General features: G+C 69.9%; 10 protein-coding genes. 8 read left to right on the top strand and 2 right to left on the bottom strand.

The window, feature by feature from the left end; translation table 11 throughout:
* Nucleotides 1-38 precede the first annotated feature (38 nt).
* The 3 genes from secD to F6A08_RS11685 all read left to right on the top strand — a co-directional run bounded on the left by secD (nucleotide 39) and on the right by F6A08_RS11685 (nucleotide 5,097).
* Nucleotides 39-1,787 (top strand): protein translocase subunit SecD, encoded by a 1,749-nt coding sequence (secD, locus tag F6A08_RS11695; RefSeq protein WP_124895573.1) that lies wholly within the window; start codon nucleotides 39-41, stop codon nucleotides 1,785-1,787.
* A complete protein-coding gene (gene secF, locus F6A08_RS11690; protein ID WP_026049721.1) occupies nucleotides 1,787-2,776 on the top strand; it encodes a protein translocase subunit SecF in 990 nt (329 codons plus the stop codon). Before secD ends, secF begins: the two co-directional genes overlap by 1 nt.
* A 68-nt stretch (nucleotides 2,777-2,844) precedes the next feature.
* On the top strand, nucleotides 2,845-5,097 hold the full coding sequence (locus F6A08_RS11685) for a RelA/SpoT family protein (protein WP_017202159.1): 2,253 nt from the start codon (nucleotides 2,845-2,847) through the stop codon (nucleotides 5,095-5,097).
* Here the strand turns inward: F6A08_RS11685 and F6A08_RS11680 are convergent.
* Both F6A08_RS11680 and F6A08_RS11675 read right to left on the bottom strand, forming a co-directional pair.
* A complete protein-coding gene (locus tag F6A08_RS11680) occupies nucleotides 5,084-5,635 on the bottom strand; it encodes a type IV toxin-antitoxin system AbiEi family antitoxin (RefSeq protein WP_164479553.1) in 552 nt (183 codons plus the stop codon). The two genes, F6A08_RS11685 and F6A08_RS11680, sit on opposite strands and share 14 nt — an antisense overlap.
* 64 nt (nucleotides 5,636-5,699) lie before the next feature.
* The gene (locus tag F6A08_RS11675; RefSeq protein ID WP_192576756.1) at nucleotides 5,700-7,052 is read right to left on the bottom strand and encodes a DUF349 domain-containing protein; all 1,353 of its coding nucleotides are present in this window, start codon (nucleotides 7,050-7,052) and stop codon (nucleotides 5,700-5,702) included.
* A 211-nt stretch (nucleotides 7,053-7,263) separates the two neighbouring features.
* Between F6A08_RS11675 and nirB the strand changes: the two genes are divergently transcribed.
* Genes nirB through F6A08_RS11650 form a run of 5 tightly spaced genes read left to right on the top strand, consistent with a single transcriptional unit; the run spans nucleotide 7,264 to nucleotide 13,229 of the window.
* A complete protein-coding gene (gene nirB, locus F6A08_RS11670; RefSeq protein ID WP_151459519.1) occupies nucleotides 7,264-9,843 on the top strand; it encodes a nitrite reductase large subunit NirB in 2,580 nt (859 codons plus the stop codon).
* Complete coding sequence (gene nirD, locus F6A08_RS11665) at nucleotides 9,840-10,196, top strand: nitrite reductase small subunit NirD (protein ID WP_151459518.1); 357 nt, start codon at nucleotides 9,840-9,842, stop codon at nucleotides 10,194-10,196. Before nirB ends, nirD begins: the two co-directional genes overlap by 4 nt.
* The gene (cobA, locus tag F6A08_RS11660) at nucleotides 10,193-11,428 is read left to right on the top strand and encodes a uroporphyrinogen-III C-methyltransferase (protein ID WP_151459517.1); all 1,236 of its coding nucleotides are present in this window, start codon (nucleotides 10,193-10,195) and stop codon (nucleotides 11,426-11,428) included. Before nirD ends, cobA begins: the two co-directional genes overlap by 4 nt.
* Nucleotides 11,425-12,555 carry a uroporphyrinogen-III synthase gene (locus F6A08_RS11655; protein ID WP_124895567.1) on the top strand — a complete coding sequence of 377 codons (1,131 nt, stop codon included), beginning with the start codon at nucleotides 11,425-11,427 and terminating at the stop codon, nucleotides 12,553-12,555. Before cobA ends, F6A08_RS11655 begins: the two co-directional genes overlap by 4 nt.
* Nucleotides 12,552-13,229, top strand: coding sequence for a sirohydrochlorin chelatase (locus F6A08_RS11650; RefSeq protein WP_151459516.1), 678 nt, complete (start codon nucleotides 12,552-12,554; stop codon nucleotides 13,227-13,229). Before F6A08_RS11655 ends, F6A08_RS11650 begins: the two co-directional genes overlap by 4 nt.
* The last annotated feature ends 6 nt before the right edge of the window (nucleotides 13,230-13,235 follow it).

Below are 13,235 nucleotides of genomic sequence, written 5' to 3'. Positions count from 1 at the left end.
CCTCTCGGATCTCCGTCCTCCCAGAAAGCTGAACACACGTGGCTTCATCCTCTCCCGTCCGCCACGCCTGGCGGGTCCTCCTCGGCCTGCTCCTCGTGACGGGCGTGCTCTTCGGAATCAACTCGCTGGGCGTGTACGTCTTCAAGGACAGCAACGGCGAGGCCGCGAGCTCCTGGACACCGGAGCTCGCGCTCGATCTCCAGGGCGGCACCCAGATCGTCCTCAGCGCGGAGACGGAGGACGGGGCAGCGCCCTCTCAGGAGCAGCTGGACCAGGCGGCGGCCATCATCCGTCAGCGCGTCGACGCGTCCGGTGTCGCCGAGGCGGACATCACGACCGAGGGCGGACAGAACATCGTCGTCCAGATCCCCGGCGAGGCGGACGCGCAGACCCGGGAGCGGATCCAGTCCAGCGCGCAGCTGGAGTTCCGTCCGGTGCTGTTCACCGACGCGGCGAGCACCGAGTTCGTCGGGGAGGACGGCAACTCGACGCCGTTCCCGACCCCCGACCCCTCGCTGAACGCGACGCCGACGGCGACGCCGACGGACGCGAGCGACCTGTCGTGGGTGACCGAGAAGCTGGCTGCGGAGTTCCAGGCCTACGACTGCGCGAACCCGGACAACGACCCCGCGCGTGCGCCGAAGGATCAGCCGGTCATCGCGTGCTCGCCGGACGACACGCAGAAGTTCATCCTCGGCCCGGCCGAGCTCGACGGCACGGCCATCACGGACGCGACCGCGGGTCGCGACCCGAAGTCGGGCGCCTGGATCGTGCAGCTGACCATGAACGGCGAGGGCGCCGACGCCTTCGGCAAGGTGAGCACGCGTCTGAACCAGAACCGCATCGACGGGCTCTCGCCCCGCGACCAGTTCGCGTTCGTGCTCGACGGCGACGTGATCAGTGCGCCCCGCATGAACGGGCAGATCCTCGACGGCCGTCCCAGCATCTCGGGCAGCTTCACGCAGGAGACCGCGACCACGCTCGCCGACCAGCTGAAGTTCGGCGCCCTGCCGCTCAGCTTCACGGTGCAGAGCTCCGACACGATCTCCGCGACCCTGGGAACGCAGCAGCTGCAGATCGGCCTGATCGCGGGGCTCATCGGTCTCGCGCTCGTGGCGATCTACTCCCTGATCGTCTACCGCGCGCTCGGTTCGGTGATCATCGCCTCCATCGCGGTGATGGCGATCCTGACCTACATCATCATCTGCATCCTGGCCTGGCGCATCGGGTTCCGTCTGTCGCTCGCGGGCGTCGCCGGTCTGATCGTCTCGATCGGATTCACCGCCGACTCGTTCATCGTGTACTTCGAGCGAATACGAGACGAGCTGCGCGACGGCAAGTCCATCACCGCCGCGGTGGAGGACGGCTGGGGCCGCGCGAAGCGGACGATCTACATCTCCAAGTCGATCAACATCCTCGCGGCCGTCGTGCTCTACATCCTCGCGGACGCGACCGTGAAGGGCTTCGCCTTCACCCTCGGACTCACCACCCTCATCGACGTGTTCATCTTCGTGATCTTCACGCACCCGGTGATGCAGCTGCTCGCCAGGACCCGCTTCTTCGGCGGCGGGCACAAGCTCTCGGGTCTGGATCCGGAGGCGCTGGGCGCGGTGTACCGCAGCCGGTCGCAGTACCGCGAGGTGGCCACCACCTCCGCCGGTCGCGGAGCGCGGAACGCGCGCTCCCGTGGCGAGGCGGACCGCAGACAGACCATCGCCGAACGCAAGCGGGCGGAAGCCCTCGCGGGCGAGAGACAGAACAACGCCGGAAGTGAGGGAGACGCCTGATGCCTTCCATGAATGAGTTCGGCAACAACCTGTACTCGGGGAAGACCTCCTTCCCGTTCGTCGGCAAGCGCCGCCTGTGGTTCATCATCGCGATCGTCCTGGTCGTCGGCTCGGCCCTGGTCCCGCTCTTCCGTCCCGTCCAGTTCTCCATCGAGTTCACGGGCGGTTCGCAGTTCACGGTGCAGGCTCCCGACACCGTCGAGCAGGACACCGCGACGACCGCCGTGCAGTCCGTCGTCCCTGGGGCGGCCACCAAGGTCGTCGTCGTGAACGACCGGGACATCCGCGTCCAGACCGACCAGATGAGCGCCGAGGAGACCCAGCAGGTCGCCGAGGCCCTCGCCGACGCGTACGGCGTCGAGGCGTCGGCCGTCACCTCGTCGTTCATCGGCCCGGCCTGGGGCGAGAACGTCACCAAGCAGTCCCTCTGGGGACTCGCGATCTTCCTGGCGCTGACCTTCCTGATCCTCGCCATCTACTTCCGCACCTGGAAGATGTCGGCTGCGGCCATCATCGGCCTGCTCGACGTGCTCGTCATCACGGTGGGCGTGTACGCGCTGGCCGGCTTCGAGATCTCTCCGGCGGCGGTGATCGGCTTCCTGACGATCCTCGCGTACTCGCTGTACGACACGACGGTGGTGTTCGACAAGATCCGGGAGAACACGACGGAGGACGGGGAGAAGTCCGCGCGGCTGTTCGGCGAATCGGTGAACCTCGCTGTCAACCAGACCCTCGTGCGATCGATCAACACCTCGGTCGTCGCTGCCCTCCCGGTCGGCGCGGTGCTCTTCATCGGCGCCTTCTGGCTGGGTGCGGAGTCGCTCACCGACATCTCGCTGTCGATCTTCGTCGGCATCCTCGTGGCGACGTATTCGACGCTCTTCGTGGCGGCGCCGTTGTACTCGCTCTTCCGCGAGAACGAACCGCAGCTCAAGGCACGCGACGCCCGCATCCGCGAGGCTCGCAGCCGGGCCTCGGTCGAGGCCTGATCGAGCTCCTGAGCGGGAGCTCGTCCCGCTCAGGACGCGTAGGATGAACTGATCGGGAGGTTGGGTTGATGGCGGAACCGCAGACATCGACGCAGGGTTCGAGTCTGCGACGGCTGGTTCCCCGCATCTTCTCCCGCGCGTCCAGGATCAACGATCTGGACAACCTGATCCGCACCGTGCGTGCGAACCACCCCAAGGGCGATTTCTCGGTGATCTCGCGCGCCTACGCGGTCGCGAAGGAGAAGCACGAGGGCCAGAAGCGCCAGAGCGGCGAGCCGTACATCACGCACCCGCTCGCGGTCGCCCAGATCCTGGCGGAACTCGGACTCGGACCACGGGCCATCGCCGCCGCGCTGCTGCACGACACCGTCGAGGACACCGGCTATGCGCTGACCGACCTGACCGCCGAGTTCGGCGACGAGGTCGCGATGCTCGTCGATGGCGTCACGAAGCTCGACAAGGTCAAGTACGGCGAGAGCGCGCAGGCGGAGACGGTCCGCAAGATGATCGTGGCGATGTCGAAGGACATCCGCGTGCTGCTCATCAAGCTGGCCGACCGCCTGCACAACGCCCGCACCTGGGGTTTCGTCCCGCCCGAGAAGGCCTCGAAGAAGGCCAAGGAGACGCTGGAGATCTACGCGCCCTTGGCCAACCGGCTCGGTATCCAGGCGATCAAGTCCGAGCTGGAGGACCTGTCGTTCGCGGTGCTGCACCCCAAGATCTACAACGAGATCCACAGCCTCATCGCGCAGCGCACCCCGCAGCGCGAGAAGTACCTGAACCAGGTCGTCGAGGAGATCGACGAGGACCTGCGCGATCTCCGCATCCGCGGCAAGGTCGTCGGTCGCCCCAAGCAGCTCTACTCGGTGTATCAGAAGATGGTCATCCGAGGGCGTGAGTTCGACGACATCTACGACCTGATCGGGATCCGTGTGATCGTCGGGTCGGTCCGCGACTGCTACGCCGTGCTCGGTGCCATCCACGCGCGCTGGACGCCGTTGCCCGGCCGGTTCAAGGACTACATCGCCACCCCGAAGTTCAACCTCTACCAGTCGCTGCACACGACCGTGATCGGCCCCTCGGGTCGGACGGTCGAGATCCAGATCCGCACGCACGAGATGCATCAGCAGGCCGAGTACGGTGTGGCCGCGCACTGGATGTACAAGGAGCGGATGAACGGCGGCGGCAAGACCGAGGTGCGCGCGTCCGACACGGACATGGCGTGGCTCGCGCACATCTCCGACTGGCAGGCTGAGACCGCCGACCCGGGGGAGTTCCTCGATTCGCTCCGGTTCGAGATCGGTGCGAAGGAGGTCTACGTCTTCACGCCCAAGGGCAGGGTGATCGGGCTTCCCGCCGGCGCGACTCCCGTGGACTTCGCGTACGCCGTGCACACCGAGATCGGTCACCGCACGATGGGCGCGAAGGTGAACGGTCGCCTGGTTCCCCTGGAGTCGGAGCTGAAGAGCGGCGACGTCGTCGAGGTGTTCACGTCGAAGAACCCCGACGCCGGTCCGAGCCAGGATTGGCTCGGCTTCGTCGCGAGCACGCGCGCCCGCAACAAGATCCGCGGCTGGTTCACCAAGGAGCGTCGCGAGGAAGCGATCGAGCAGGGCAAGGAGGCGATCGCCCGCGCGATGCGCCGACAGAACCTTCCGCTGCAGCGTCTGATGAGCCAGGACTCGTTCGCCGAAGTCGCGCGCGGGATGCACTACGAGGATGTGTCGGCTCTCTACGCCGCCGTCGGCGAGGGGCACGTCTCCACGCAGTCCGTGCTGGAGAAGGTGACCGCTCTCGTGGCGGCCGACGATCCGACCACCGGCCCCATCGACCTGCCGGGGAGCGTGCAGACGCGCGAGCCCCGTTCGGGCGACTCCGGCGTCCTCGTCCGTGGCGCCAATGACATCCTCGTCAAGCTCGCGAAGTGCTGCACGCCCGTGCCGGGTGACCCCATCGTCGGGTTCGTGACGCGCGGCAGCGGGGTCTCCGTGCACCGCTCGGACTGCGTCAACGTCAAGGCGTTGAGCGCGGAGGAGGACCGCTTCGTCGAGGTGTCGTGGGCACCGACGAAGAAGAGCGTTTTCCGGGTGCAGATCCAGGTCGAGGCCCTCGACCGCTCCGGACTGCTGTCCGACGTCACCAGGGTGCTGAGCGAGCACCATGTGAACATCCTCTCGGCGACGGTCACCACGACGGACGAGCGCCTCGCGCTGAGCCGCTTCGTCTTCGAGATGGGCGATGCCGTGCACCTGGACCGCGTGCTGAACGCTGTGCGACGCATCGACGCGGTGTACGACGTGTACCGCGTCACCTCGTCCTGAGGGCGAGTCGCTCCAGCGCAGCCAAGCCCGCGCGGCTCCCCGGTACGCGACGCATCGCGCGCAGAGTTTCCGCCGCCCCGTCGGGCGTGCCGGGGCACGCGAGGGCGAGGCGGTCCATCCACCACAGCACACGCGGGTCGCGGTGCAGTGCCGTCGCGAGGTCGAGCATGGTCCGCGTCGGCGTGGTCACGAGGACGCCGCCGAGAGGCGTCACCGCGGAGGCGGGCACCCTCGTGTCGTGGAAGACGACCCGAGCGGTTCTCGACACACGGATGCGACGCTCGACGCAGCGGCGCACATGGTGAACGATCGGCGGCGCGTCTCCCGCTCCGTGGACCCAGGCCGCCGACGGCCCCGCCGCGGCGGCGCCGACCGGGATCAGGCGCGCGATCGTGCTGGCGCGGAGTGCGGCGGTCTCCACGAGATCCGCGGGCACGTACGCGTCTCCCAGGTCGAAGACATGACCGTCGAGACGGGCCGCACTCAATTCGGGCAGGCTCAGTCGCTCGCCGGGGAGATACAGGAACGCGGGGTGCACCACGCCAGTCTGGCGCAGTCCACCCCGCGTCCTCCGCGGTCGCGGACGAGCTGTGGAGAACCGATCAGCCGCCGAGAGCGCTCAGCCAGGCACGACGCGCCTCGAGGGCGTCCGCCGCGGCCTTGGCCGCCTTCTTGTCGCCGGCCTTCTCAGCTGCCGCGAGCTCCGCTTCGAGCTTCTCGATGGCCTCGAGCAGCTGCGAGCTCATGTCGTTCGCACGAGCCTTCGTCTCGGGGTTGTTCTTCTTCCAGTCGACGTCCTCACGACCCTTGAGCGCCTGCTCGATCGCGCGGAGCCGGTCGTCGAGCGCGCGCTCCTTCTCCCGGGGGAAGATGCGACCGATCTCGTCCCACTGGCGCTGGATGCGCGTCAGCAGAGCGCGGGCACGCTTGATGTTGGGTTCGTCGGCGACCGCCTTGGCCTCCTCGAGGAGAGCTTCGCGTGCCTCGATCTTCGGAGCGGAGTCCGCCTCCTCGGCTGCGGCCTGCTCTGCGCGCGCGGCGTAGAGCGCATCGCCTGCCGCCTTGAACCGCGCCCAGAGCGCGTCGTCGGCCTTGCGGCCGGCCCGGCCGGATGCCTTCCATTCGTCGAGCAGGTTGCGGTAGGCGGGGATGCCGTCCGTACCACGCGGGGCGAGAGCCTCGGCGCGCTCCACGAGGCGCGTCTTGGCGTCGCGGGCCGCTTTGTGGGCGTCGTCGAGTTCCGAGTAGAAGGCGCGGCGCTGCTTGTCGACCACGGCGCGTGCATCGCGGAAACGCTTCCAGAGCTGCTGGGAGACGCCCTTGGAGAGGCGAGGTCCGGTCTGCTGCTGCGCCTGCCAGGTGTCGAACAGCTCGCCCATCTCGGCGGTGACCTGCTTCCACTGCACCTTGCTGAGGTCCCGGGCGGCGATGGCCTCGGCCCGCTCGACGAGGGCGGTGCGCTCGGCGATCGCCCGGTCGAGGAGTTCCTTGGCCTGCTGGGCCTCCTGCTCGGTGGCCTCCGACAGCGAGGAGGTGAGAGCGGTCAGACGGTCGCGCAGTCCGGCGAGGTCGCCCACGGCCGCGGCGTCGGTCGCCTCATCGATCAGGTGGGCGGCCTGCTTGGCGAGGTCGCTCGCGGACGCTCCACCGGCCTGGTGGCGCTGCTCCAGCGCGGTGACCTTGAACGCGATGTCGTCGAACTTGCGGACGAAGTAGGCGAGTGCCTCGTCCGGGGTCCCGTCGGGATACTGCCCGACGACACGCCAGGCTTCACCTTCCCTGACCTCGACGGTGCCGTCTTCGGAGACGCGGCCCCATTCGGCGGACGTCGACGACGACGAGGGCACCGGCGCGGCCGGGGCGACGGACGCCGGCGTGGGCGCCTTTCGCGGCATCGGCACGGCGGGGGGTGCGGGGACGGGCGGAGTCGGCTTCGAAGGCTCGTTGGCAGACACGTGATTCTCCTTGCGCGGTCGGGCCGCGGGAGGCGGAAAGGACGAGGCTCAGCCTAGTACGCGTCGCGGGACGGCGCCGGACCGTCTCCGACGCGCACCTCACAAGACCGTTATGCAGTTGTGAGCAGAACGTTCGATCGGCGTAACACCTGCCGGACTTTCCGCGAAACACCGCATCTCTAGCGTCGAGTCCACGGACAGAGGAGGGCGCGTGGTCGTTCGGGAGAGCACATCGTCGGATGTCGTCGTGGTGGGCGCGGGGATGGTCGCGCATCGATTCGTCGAGAGCCTGCTCCGCAGCGATGCGGCGAGCCCGACCGTGACCGTGATCGGGGACGAGGCGCGCGCGCCGTACGACCGGGTCGCCCTGACTTCGTCGTTCTCGGGCGCGACCGACGAGGACCTCGCGCTCGACACCGGGATCCTCGCGGACGAACGGGTGCGCTTCCTCGGCGACGACCGTGTGGTCGGCATCGATCGGTCGCGCCGGACGGTGCGCACGGCGTCCGGGGTCGTGCACTCCTATGGGACGCTCGTCCTCGCGACGGGCTCGTACGCGATGCGCCCGGCCGCCGACGGCGCGGAACTCCCCGGCTGCTTCGTCTACCGCACGCTCGACGATGTCGCAGCGATCAAGGAGTTCGTCGCGCGACGCGCGGAGCGCCTCGGCCGTCCGCTGCGCGGGACCGTCATCGGCGGCGGCCTCCTCGGCCTGGAGGCGGCGGGGGCCCTGCAGGGGCTCGACGTCGCGTGCACCGTCGTCCAGTCGTCCGACCGCCTGATGTCCGCGCAGCTCGACCTGGCCGGTGGGACGATCCTGCGCCGTCTCATCGAGACGAAGGGGATCGACGTGCGCACGAACGCTCGGACGACGCGCCTCGATCCGGATGCGTCCGGAGCGGTGGCGGCGCTCCAGTTCCAGGACGGCAGCATGCACGCCACCGACATCGTCGTCTTCACTGTCGGCGTGCGGCCGCAGGACACCCTCGCCCGGCACGCGCAGCTCGCGGTGCATCCGTCCGGGGGAGTGCTGATCGACTCCCGCTGCCGCACGGCGGACGAGCACATCCTGGCGATCGGGGAGGTGGCGAATTTCGAGGGGCGCGCGGTCGGGCTCGTGGCGCCCGGCTACGCGATGGCCGAGGTCGCTGCGACGCGGCTGCTCGGCGGTGACGCGACCTTCCCCGGGTTCGACGACTCGACGAAGCTCAAACTCTCCGGCGTCGACGTCGCGAGCTTCGGCGACGCCATGGCAGTGACGCCGAACGCGCTCGACGTCGTCTACACCGATCCGGTCAACGGCGTCTACAAGAAGCTCGTCCTCTCCGACGACGCCAAGACCCTGCTCGGAGGGATCCTGGTCGGCGATGCGTCAGCGTACGGATCGCTCCGCCCCCTCGTGGGCGCCCCCCTCGGAGGTGACCCTGCGGCCTACCTGATGCCCGAGGGCGGCGTCGCCCTCCCGGATGACGAGCTGCCCGCGGATGCCGTCGTGTGCTCGTGCTCGAATGTGACGGCCGGGCGCATCCGGGACGCGGTCCACAGCGACGGATGCGCGGACGCCGCGTCCGTCAAGGCGTGCACCAAGGCCGGTGCCACCTGCGGCTCCTGCCTGTTCACCGTCAAGAAGATCGTGGGGCAGGAGCTCACGAAGCTGGGCCAGGCGACGTCGGACGCCCTGTGCGAGCACTTCGCGATGTCACGCCGTCAGCTGTTCGATGCCGTTCGCGTATCCGAACTGTCGACGTTCAGCGCGATCATCGCCCGCTTCGGCACCGGGCGGGGCTGCGATGTCTGCAAGCCCGCTCTCGCCAGCATCCTGGCTGTGCTCGTCGGCGACCACGTCCTCGACGGCGAGAACGCGGCGCTGCAGGACACCAACGACCATGTGATGGCCAACATGCAGAAGGACGGCACCTACTCGGTCGTGCCGCGCATGCCGGGCGGGGAGGTCACCCCTGCCGGACTCATCGCGATCGGCAGCATCGCGGAGTCCTACGGGCTCTACACGAAGATCACAGGCGGCCAGCGGATCGACATGTTCGGCGCCCGGCTCGAACAGCTCCCGCAGATCTGGCGGGAACTCGTCGACGCCGGCTTCGAATCGGGGCAGGCCTACGGCAAGGCGCTGCGCACCGTGAAGTCGTGCGTCGGGTCGACGTGGTGCCGCTACGGGGTCCTGGACGCGGTCGGGATGGCCGTGCGCCTCGAACTGCGGTACCGAGGCCTCCGCTCCCCGCACAAGCTCAAGGTCGGGGTGTCGGGGTGCGCACGGGAGTGTGCGGAGGCGCGCTCGAAGGACGTGGGCGTCATCGCCACCGAGACCGGCTGGAACATGTACGTCGGCGGCAACGGGGGATTCTCACCGCGGCACGCCGAGCTGCTCGCCTCGGGGCTGGACGACGACGGGCTGATCCGTGCGATCGACCGCTTCTTCATGTACTACATCCGGACCGCCGACCGGCTGCAGCGCACCGCAGGCTGGTGCGCGGAGCTCGACGGCGGACTCGACGGGCTCCGGGCCGTGATCTTCGAGGACAGTCTCGGGGTCTGCGACGATCTGGACGCCGCCATGAGTCGGCACGTCGACCGCTACGAGGACGAGTGGGCGGCGACGCTCCGCGACCCCGCCAAGCTCCGACGGTTCGAGTCGTTCGTCAACGCGACCGACACCCCGGACCCGTCGTTGGCCTACGTGGCCGAACGCGGGCAGGTGCGGCCGGCCACGGCGGAGGAGCGCGCCGACGGCGCCGTCCGCATCGCCGGCACCACGCTGGAGGTGCGCCGATGACTCTCGAGACGGCGGCACGGGTGCGGGTGTGCGCTCTGAGCGACCTCGAGGTGGAACGCGGCAGGGCCGCGCTGTTCGGGACCGTCCAGATCGCGCTGTTCCTGCTCGCCGACGGCTCGGTGCGTGCCGTCTCCAACCTCGACCCGTACAGCGGCGCCCACGTGATGTCACGGGGCATCGTGGGGAGCCGAGGCGACGTGCCGACACTGGCCTCGCCCATGCACAAGCAGGTGTTCGATCTGCGCACCGGTGTCTGCATCGACACGCAGGGCAGGGACGCGGCTGCGCTCCGGGTATGGACCGTGACCGTGGTGGACGGGAATGTGGAGTTGGACGCGGAGGAGATCCGATGACCGTGATGCTCGGGGTCGACCTCGAAGGACGAGATGTTCTGCTGGTGGGCGGCGGTGCGGTCGCGGCGAAGCGGCTCCGGCGCTTCCTCGGCGAGGGCGCTCGGGTGCGGGTGGTCGCTCCCGAGGTGCACGGGGACATCGCCGCCCTCGTGGCGCAGGGACGGGTCGCCTGGGCTGCGCGTCGCTTCCGCGGAGCAGATCTGTCCGGCGCGTGGCTGGTGCACGTCGCGACGGGCGAGGCTCGCCTCGACCGGAGGATCGCGGAGCGCTGCGCGCGCCGTCGTATCCTGTGCATCAACGCCTCGGACGGTGCGCACGGGTCGACCAGGCTCACCGCGCAGGCGGAGATCGGGGATGTCACGGTCGCGGTGACGAGCACCGTCGGCGCCGACCCGCGGCGGTCGGTGGCGGTGCGCGATGCGATCGTCGAGCTCGTCGCCGCGGGCTCGCTGCCGCTCCGACGGCGCCGCCCCGGGCGCATCGGCCGCGTCGACCTCGTCGGCGGCGGTCCCGGCCCCGTCGATCTGATGACGGTCCGCGCACGACGTCTGATCGCGGAGGCCGACGTCCTCGTGATCGATCGGCTCGGGCCGGCCGAGGAGGTCGTGCGCGGGCTGGATGCCGACGTGGAGGTGATCGACGTGGGCAAACTCCCCGGGCGGCATGCAGTTCCCCAGGACGAGATCAACCGCATCATCGTCGCCCGCGCCGCCGCGGGCAGCCGTGTGGTCCGACTCAAGGGCGGCGATCCGTTCGTGTTCGGGCGCGGTGGCGAGGAGATGCAGGCGTGTCTCTCCGCCGGGATCCCGGTCGACGTCACCCCCGGGATATCCAGCGCCATCGCCGTTCCCCAGTCGGCCGGCATCCCGGTCACGCATCGGGGGACGGCGGCGGCCTTCCACGTCGTGAACGGGCACGGTGACATCGGCGCGGCCACGCGCGCGGCGATGCTCGATCCGACCGTCACGACGATCGTGCTGATGGGCGTCGCGGCGATCGAGCGCCTGGCCGCGACAGCGCTCGACGCCGGGGTGCCGGCGGACCGCCCCGTGGCCTTCGTCGAGAGCGGACACACGGACCGGCAGCGCACCACGCACACCACCCTCGGGGACGCCGTCGCGGACGCGCGGAGGATCGGTCTGCGCAATCCCGCGGTCATCGTGGTGGGGGAGGTCGCGAGCGCGAGGCTGTTGCTCCCCGCGGTCGAGACGGTCGGAGCGGACTCGGCGTGACGACCGGCACCGCGCTCACCCCGGTCCTGGCCGGCTGCACCATCGTCGTCGCCGCGGACCGGCGCTCCGGCGACCTCGTCTCGGCGCTCGAGCGTCGAGGAGGACAGGCATACCGGGCTCCGGCCCTGAGCATCATCCCGAACGAGGACGACGACGTCCTCATCGCACGCACGCGCGAGCTCATCGCGAGCCCTCCGGACATCGTCGTCGTGACGACCGGCGTGGGATTCCGCGGCTGGATCGACGCGGCGCACGAGAACGGCCTGGCCGAACAGCTCACGGTCGCACTCAGCCGCGCGCAGTTCGTCGCCCGCGGACCGAAGGCGCATGGCGCTATCCAGCAGGCGGGGTTCACCGCCGACTGGGTGGCCGAGTCGGAGACATCCGCCGAGGTGGGGGAGTACCTCACGGCGGACGGGGTGGCCGGCCGGCGCATCGCGATCCAGCATCACGGCGCCGGTGCGGACGGCCTCGACACCCTGCTGTCCTCCCGCGGAGCGGACGTGGTCAGCATCACCGTGTACCGCTGGGGACCGCCGCCCGACCCGCAGCTCCTGCATCGCTCCGTCGTCCAGGCCGGTGCCGGCGAAGCGGACGCGGTGCTGTTCACGTCGGCCCCCGGCGCCGCCGAGTGGGTCAGGACGGCCGTCCGCGCCGGCGTCATCGAGGCGATCCGGCGCCGCGCGGCCTCGGGACGCCTGCTGCTCGCGGCCGTCGGGCCCATCACCGCGACCCCGCTCGACGAAGCCGGATTGCGCGTGACACTCGCCTCCCGCGGACGCCTCGGATCACTGGTGCGCTGCGTCGTCGATCACTACGCATCCGGCTCGGCTCCTCGGTTGCGCACTCCCGACGGCACGATGGAGATGCGCAGCGGCGGAGTCCTCCTCGACGGCGCCTTCGTGCCGCTGTCCCGGGCGGGAGCGAGCATCCTCGGCGAACTCTTCGACGCGGCGGGCGGCGTGCGCTCGCGGGAGCAGCTGGGCCTCGCGCTGCCGCGGGGCGGCGAGAGCGCGCACGCGGTGGAGATGGCGATCGCGCGACTGCGGGAGGCGCTGGGCGGAACCGGCGTGATCCAGACCATCGTCAAGCGCGGCTACCGACTCGCCGTGGAGGAACCCGCATGACCGTTCTCGTCGCCTGCTCGCACGGCACCGACTCGCCCGTGGGGCGTCGTACCGTCGAGGAGCTGGTGGATCTCGTGCGCGACAGGATCCCGGACACGCGGGTGGTGCAGGCGTTCGTCGATGTGCAGGAGCCGACGGTGGCGGAGATCGTGGACCGCGAGCAGTCGACCGCCGCGGTGGTCGTCGTTCCGCTCCTGCTGTCCGTCGGGTTCCACACCGCTGTCGACATCGCTCGTGCGGTGCGCCCGTACCCCGACGCGCGCCAGGGACAACCGCTGGGCACTCATCCGCTGATCGCTGAGGTGCACGAGGCACGGCTCCGCGCCGTCGTGCCTGGCGACTGGCTTCCCGGAGATCACGTCGTCTTCGCTGCCGCGGGCTCCAGCAACCCGGCAGCGGTGACGGACGTCGAGACCGCGGCGGCGCATCTTCGGAGGCTGATCCCGGTCCCGGTGACGATCGGCTACGCCTCCGCCGCCGAGCCCCGCATCGCCGATGCCGTGCACGCCGCGCGTGCGGCCGGAGCGACGAGGGTCATCGCCGTGAGTCACGTGCTGGCTCCCGGTTATTTCGCCGGGTTGGTGGAGCGCGCAGGAGCCGATATCGTCACCGCGCCCCTCGGGGCGGATGCGCGCGTCGCGGACGTCGTCGTCGAACGGTTCCGCTCCGCGTGACGACGC

Origin of the sequence: Microbacterium algeriense (genome assembly GCF_008868005.1) — a bacterium.
GTDB lineage: Bacteria > Actinomycetota > Actinomycetes > Actinomycetales > Microbacteriaceae > Microbacterium > Microbacterium algeriense.
The sequence above is the reverse complement of the archived record's forward strand: the minus strand, read 5'-3'. Positions and strand labels throughout refer to the sequence as shown.

Coding starts and splice junctions, on each gene's coding strand:
- secF (WP_026049721.1), top strand. CDS start 1,787: ATGCCTTCCATGAATGAGTTCGGCAACAACCTGTACTCGGGGAAGACC.
- F6A08_RS11685 (WP_017202159.1), top strand. CDS start 2,845: ATGGCGGAACCGCAGACATCGACGCAGGGTTCGAGTCTGCGACGGCTG.
- nirD (WP_151459518.1), top strand. CDS start 9,840: ATGACTCTCGAGACGGCGGCACGGGTGCGGGTGTGCGCTCTGAGCGAC.
- cobA (WP_151459517.1), top strand. CDS start 10,193: ATGACCGTGATGCTCGGGGTCGACCTCGAAGGACGAGATGTTCTGCTG.
- F6A08_RS11650 (WP_151459516.1), top strand. CDS start 12,552: ATGACCGTTCTCGTCGCCTGCTCGCACGGCACCGACTCGCCCGTGGGG.